Below are 4,879 nucleotides of genomic sequence, written 5' to 3'. Positions count from 1 at the left end.
TGGCGAGGGTGGCCAGGGCGGCCGCGAGGACGGTGGAGCGGCGGGTGAGAGCACGCCGCCGGGCGGCCGACTCCGGTCGCCAGAGCGCTGTGCCCGCATTGCGCGGATACTCTGGGAAGCGTGATCGAGTCTGGACGGCTGCGGCTCCGTCGGCGCTACGGCCGGGGGATGCTCGTGCGGCTGTCGCCGGTCATCCTGACCGTCGTGATCGCCAGCCTGGCCTATGCCACGCCGCCGGAGATGGCCTTCAGCCGCCTCCTGCCCGCGGCGCCGGCGCTGGCTGCCGCCATGTGGCCGGTCCTCCCCACCGTGCTGCTCGGGACCGTCTGCCTCTGCCTGATGATCGGTCTCAGCCTCGTCTTCCCCGACCTGGGAACGTGGTGGACGGTCGCGGGGATCATCGCGGTCACCGTGGCCGCCGCGTACGGAAGCCATGTCCGGCTCCAGCGGGAGCGCACCCTCTTCCAGGTGCGGCTCGTCGCCGACGCGGCCCAGCAGGTGGTGCTGAGCCCCATGCCGCGCCGCTTCGACAACGTCGAGATCGAGTCGCTGTACCTCGCGGCCGCGGCGGAGGCCCGCATCGGCGGGGACTTCTACGAGGTGGGCGACACGCCGTACGGCATCAGGCTGCTCATCGGTGACGTGCGGGGCAAGGGCCTGCCGGCCGTGGGGGCGGCCGCGGCGATCGTCAACGCCTTCCGGGAGGCGGCCTACGGCGAGGCCGACCTGGTCGAGGTCGCACGCCGGCTGGACGCCAGCAGCACGCGCTACAACGCGGCCTTTCCCCCCGAAGGCCCGATGGAGCGGTTCGCCACCGCCCTGCTCGTCGAGATCTCCCATGAAGGCAGACGCATCGACATCCTCAACTGCGGACACCCCCCGCCGCTGCTCCTGAACCGCAGGAAACTCCGAGTCCTCGAGACCGCGACCCCGTCGCCCCTGCTCAGCCTCGCGGAGCTGATCGGCGACGACTACGTCGTCGACACCTACGACGTCGACCCCGGGGACCTGCTGCTCCTCTACACCGACGGGATCGCCGAGGCCCGCGCCCACGACGGCGAGTTCTTCCCGCTGGCGGCCTGGATGGAACGGCAGCCCCCGACACCACCCCGGGACATGCTGACGGCCCTTCACCGCGCCCTCCTCCGCTACACCGGGGGACGCCTCGACGACGACATCGCCGCGCTCGCCGTACGCCTGCGCGAGCCCCGAGGCACCGAATCCCCCTGAGCAGACCCGCACCCGTCGGAGGCCGCGGGCGTCGCCGCCCGGAGGTCCGCTCATGGCGGTCCAGGGGCGAAGGCCAGCATCCTCGCTTCCGGGTTCGCGTCGTCGCCGCTCACGACTGACGGGGTGATGACGAGCCGGCCGTTGACGTAGGCCACGATGCCGGCGCCCATGCGGGCCTCGGCGGCGCGGGCCGATTCGGGGTGCCGCAGCACCTGCTTCTTCGTGTCGGCGCCGCCCTTGCCGAACCGGATGATCCCGCCCGGCCGGTGCACCGAAGCCGCCTCGTACACGAGGGCCGCGGACCCGCCTCCGTCCGCACGCAGGGGGTGAAGGGTGCTGTCCTCGGACTTCACGCCCCAGACGAGGTTCCCGGTGCCGAGGCTGTACGCGCCGACCCTGTCGTTGCCGCCGAGGAAGACGGTGTCGTCGCCGACGACGGCGCCCTTGCAGTTCTGGATGTTCTCGCCCGAGTCACCCGTGTCGGCGCAGTACTTGAAGCCTTTCGGTCTGGCGTCGACGGTGGTGCGGAGCCTTCCGCCGGGCCCCAGGGCGACCACCCGCCAGTTCTCGGTGCGTTCCTCGGCGTGGAACGTGGTGACCACCACCGGCAGGACCGAGAGCACCTTGCCCACCACCCAGCCCTGCTGCGTCCGGAAGCTCCAGTGGACCTTGCCGGTGCGCGGGTCGATCTCGCGGAGCCGGCTGTAGTTCTTGGCGCGGTCGATGCCGATCGCGCAGTCGGACTTCACCAGGAGCCGGGGGCCGCCCGCCACGTCGTCCGGGTAGCACGTGCCGGGGTTCTCCAGCGGGATGTCGTAGAGCTTGGCGCCGTCGCCGACCCGGTAGGCGGCGGCTCGCATGCTCTGCACGATCGCGAGCACGTCGCCGCTGATGGCGGTGTTCACGACGATGGTGTCGTCCATGGAGCCGGTCTCGGTGAGCTCCTTGTGCCAGCCCGCCTTCCCGGTTCGAAGGTCGATCATCTGCAGCTGGTTGCACCGGTTCCCGTGCACGGCCTGGCTGTTCTTGTACACCAGGACGACCTTGCCGTCAGGGGTCGGGTCGACCGGCGTCTCGCAGACGGGGGCGGGCAACGGGACGCTCCACACCTCGGCACCGTCCGTGAGACGGCGGGCGGTGACCTTCCGGTGCACGGCCTGGACGACGGTGTCGCCGACGACCCACAGGTCGTGCAGCTTGATGCTGCGTCGCGGCAGGTCGGTGGGGTCGTCGACGATCCACGCCGTCGCGTCCCCCGGCGCGCGGCCCGCGTTGATCTCCCGCGACGTCGGGATCCGACCGGGACCGGGTGTGCGGACCGCGGGAGTGCGGGAGGCGGAGGGTGTCCCGGAGGAGCGCGGCGGCTGTTCCGCCACCGGCCGCGGCGGCCCTCCCGGCCGGCCGCCGCTGACGGCGTACAGCCCTCCGCAGACCGCGAGGAGCAGGAGGGCGACGACCGTGGCGATCACCGGCCTCCCGCCGAAGCGCCCGCGGCGGTTTGACGGCGCCGGGGTGTAGCCGTGCGGGGCGTACGGGTTGTCCGCGACCCGTCGCTGCTGCGGGCGCGGGTCGTACCAGGGCTGTCGCGAGTGCGGCATGGTCAGGTCGCCACGCGCTCGCCGGACGGCTCGGCGACCACGATCCGGATGTGCGGTGGGGCGTACCTGCGCGCCTTGTGGACCATCTTCGCCAGATCGAACCGGGCACGCGGAACGGCGGCGTGGACGTGCGCGGGCATCGCCGGGTGCCGCGACGGTACGGTCATCCCCGCCGGCAGGGACGCGCCGGTGCGCAGCCTCGCGCCGATGAGCGCGTCCGGGCCGTCCGGCGGGGTGGCCACGACGAACTCTGTGACGTCGGCCCACGGCAGCAGGACCTCGCCGAACCGGACGCCGGCCGCGTCGAACTGGAACGCCGTGCGTCGCTTCTCGAACCAGGAGACGATGAACGGGGCGGCCGCGACGATGACGACGCCGCCCTTCATGTCGAGTGCCCAGCCGAGCAGGACGGCGAGCGCCACGACGCCCACGATCGATCCCCACAGGGCCGCCTGGTCCTGCAGGGAGAACGGGTGGGTGACCCGGTAGCGTTCCCACCGCCCACCGCGGCGGGTGGGTCCTGTGCCGGGTCCGCGGTTGACTTGCGACATGGTGAAACGTCCCCTCTCGATGGCCTGCCGGCGGGTGGCCGCCGGCTCGCGTGGCGATGATCACACCGGGGGCCGCTCGCTCTCCGTCCGGTTCGGCGGCGGCTCCCGACGCGACCGGGCAGACTCTTCCGCGAGGCGCTGCAAGGCCGATGAAATCCTCATGAACCAGGGATTCGAGAGAGTGAGCAGGCACAGGGGACACGGGGGCTTGGCTGTGGGCGTGCAGGCACAGGGACCGGTCGGAGGCGGCGGTACGGGCGGGGACCTGCGGATCGACCTGCTCGGGCCGGTCCGGGCCCGGCGCGGCGGGACACCGCTCGCGCTCGGCCCGATACGGCGGCAGGCGGTTCTCGCCGCCCTGATCCTGCGCGCGCCGAGCTTCGTCACCCACCACCAACTCCTCGCCGACGTATGGGGAGCGGATCCACCGGCTACGGGCCGTCAGGTCCTGCCGAGCTACGTCTACGCGCTGCGCCGGACGCTCGACGCGGCGGCGGCCGGGCCCGACCGGTCGGTGATCCGCAGCGGACGCGGCGGCTACCGGTTCGTGCCCGCCGAAGCCCGGACCGACCTCGCGGAGCTCGCCGAAGAGGCGTCCCGAGCCCAGCGCGCGAAGGCCGCCGGGGACCTCGACGCCGCACTGGAGCACGGCGGTCGGGCCCTGGACCTGTTCCGCGGCGAACCCCTGACCGGCGTGCCGGGGCCGCTCGCCGACAGCGAGCGGCAGCGCCTCGCCCGCCGGCGACGCACACTGCACCAGGACCGCGCCGAGTGCCTGATGTCGCTCGGCCGCTACCCGGACGCGCTGGACGAACTCCTGGCCGCGCCCCTGGCCCGGCCGCACGACGAACCGCTCGCCGCACTGCGGATGAAGGCGCTGTACGGCAGCGGCCGGCAGGCCGAGGCGCTGGCCGTCCACCAGGAGACGCGGCGGAGGCTTCTCGACGACCTGGGTGTGGAACCCGGCGAGGAACTGCGCGCCGTCCACCAGGCCGTCCTGCGCCGGGACGACCGGCTGCTGCTCGGCCGTGCGGCGGGACCGCACGCGGCCGCCGTACCCGCTCCCCGCGGCGGCCCGACCGCGCAGGCTCCGCCGGAACCCGCGCAGGCACCGGCCGAATCCGCCCAGGCACCGCCGGGCCATCGTCTCCCCGACGGGGCCGGCCAGGCCGTCGTTCCCCGCCGCACCCGACGCAGCGACCTCCCCGGCGACACCGCCTGCCTGGTCGGCCGTGAGAGGGAACTCGCCCTGCTCACCGCCCCCATGTCCCCGACGGCCGTGTCCGTGGTCGCGGTCGACGGCACGGCGGGGGTCGGCAAGACCGCCCTGGTGGTGCGCGCCGCCTGGTCGCTCGCCGACGCCTATCCCGACGGGTGCCTGTTCGTCGACCTCCACGCGCACGGCGCCCCGCACGAGCGGGGAGGACCGCGGCGCGCCCTGCGCCGGCTGCTGCGCACGGTCCGCGCCGGTGGAGACGCGTTCCCCGACGCCCCCGAGGA

General features: G+C 73.6%; 4 protein-coding genes. 2 read left to right on the top strand and 2 right to left on the bottom strand.

All coding sequences use genetic code 11. The features are described 5' to 3' along the window. Positions 1-120: 120 nt before the first annotated feature. On the top strand, positions 121-1,230 hold the full coding sequence (locus tag EAO71_RS22970) for a PP2C family protein-serine/threonine phosphatase (protein WP_261992300.1): 1,110 nt from the start codon (positions 121-123) through the stop codon (positions 1,228-1,230). A 50-nt stretch (positions 1,231-1,280) separates the two neighbouring features. Here EAO71_RS22970 and EAO71_RS22965 read toward each other — a convergent pair whose 3' ends face one another. Then, complete coding sequence (locus EAO71_RS22965; protein WP_147979725.1) at positions 1,281-2,828, bottom strand: outer membrane protein assembly factor BamB family protein; 1,548 nt, start codon at positions 2,826-2,828, stop codon at positions 1,281-1,283. Between the two features lie 2 nt (positions 2,829-2,830). Further along, positions 2,831-3,379: a hypothetical protein gene (locus EAO71_RS22960; protein WP_147979724.1), complete on the bottom strand. Its 549-nt coding sequence runs from the start codon at positions 3,377-3,379 to the stop codon at positions 2,831-2,833. Positions 3,380-3,599: 220 nt separating this feature from the next. Between EAO71_RS22960 and EAO71_RS22955 the strand changes: the two genes are divergently transcribed. Continuing rightward, the coding region (locus EAO71_RS22955; RefSeq protein WP_261992299.1) for an AfsR/SARP family transcriptional regulator at positions 3,600-4,879 on the top strand (1,280 nt) is incomplete at its 3' end.

This window comes from Streptomyces sp. MS191, from assembly GCF_008042125.1.
Lineage (GTDB): Bacteria > Actinomycetota > Actinomycetes > Streptomycetales > Streptomycetaceae > Streptomyces.
Note: the sequence above shows the minus strand (reverse complement) of the source record. Positions and strands in the feature narration are given on the sequence as shown.

Excerpts from the sequence above, each read along its gene's own strand:
- EAO71_RS22960 (WP_147979724.1), bottom strand. The coding sequence starts at position 3,379 with ATGTCGCAAGTCAACCGCGGACCCGGCACAGGACCCACCCGCCGCGGT.
- EAO71_RS22965 (WP_147979725.1), bottom strand. The coding sequence starts at position 2,828 with ATGCCGCACTCGCGACAGCCCTGGTACGACCCGCGCCCGCAGCAGCGA.